Origin of the sequence: Novacetimonas hansenii JCM 7643 (genome assembly GCF_000964405.1) — a bacterium.
In the GTDB taxonomy this organism is placed as follows: Bacteria; Pseudomonadota; Alphaproteobacteria; order Acetobacterales; family Acetobacteraceae; genus Novacetimonas; species Novacetimonas hansenii.
Genome location: NZ_BANE01000313.1, coordinates 1 through 712, shown reverse-complemented (window position 1 = coordinate 712; position 712 = coordinate 1). Strand labels below are relative to the sequence as shown.

At 64.9% G+C, this 712-nt stretch carries 1 protein-coding gene; it reads right to left on the bottom strand.

Going from position 1 to position 712, the window contains the following annotated elements; genetic code table 11:
* Positions 1–653, bottom strand: a 653-nt coding sequence (locus tag B7G66_RS15735; RefSeq protein WP_048859378.1) for an ImuA family protein, incomplete at its 3' end; no start/stop codon positions are given.
* Positions 654–712: the final 59 nt, after the last annotated feature.

Genomic DNA, 712 nt, shown 5'->3' with positions numbered 1-712 from the left:
CATTCGCCCGCACGGGCACGGATCAGTTCCAGCAGCCAGCGGGGACGGCCCACACCGGGCACCGGCAACGATACGGATGGCAGGACGGACACCCGCCAGCGGGTGACGGACGCTGTGGGCTGACCAAAATCCGCAGCATCGGTCTGCCGCCGCCAGCGGCGTATCGCGATGCCAAGCGAACCAGACGTTTCAGCCGCCAGTTGCAGGCGACGCGAGGCCGTCATGGACAGACGCGCCACCTCGGCGACCACGGCCCCCAGGCCGCCATGCCGCAGCCCTTCCTCGAAGCAGGCCAGTACATCGACGTCCGAACTGGCCTCGACATAGATCGTCCGCCGCGCAGAAAGCCCCACCTGTTTCAGGGAGGGAGCGAACACATCCTGGCGGGTGACGATCCAGAGCACCTTACCGCGCGTGCGGGCCGCAATCCCTGCACAGAACTGACCGGCAGCCGCACTGTGAAGGGCGTCGTTGCCTCCGCCTGCCACCTCATGCAATGCCCCCAGTGCCAGACCACCACCGGGCAGACGGGCGTCTATCTCGCGCACACCGAAGGGCAACACCGTGCGGCGTCGGTCGCTGTGCCCTTCGAGACGGCTGATCGCGGCCCGTAGCGTCTCCAGACCGGGTTTTTTATGGATTTCAGCAGTCATGTCACGGCTCGACGGTCCTTGTGCAGGCAAATTTCCTGATTATATGTTCCTGATTTGTT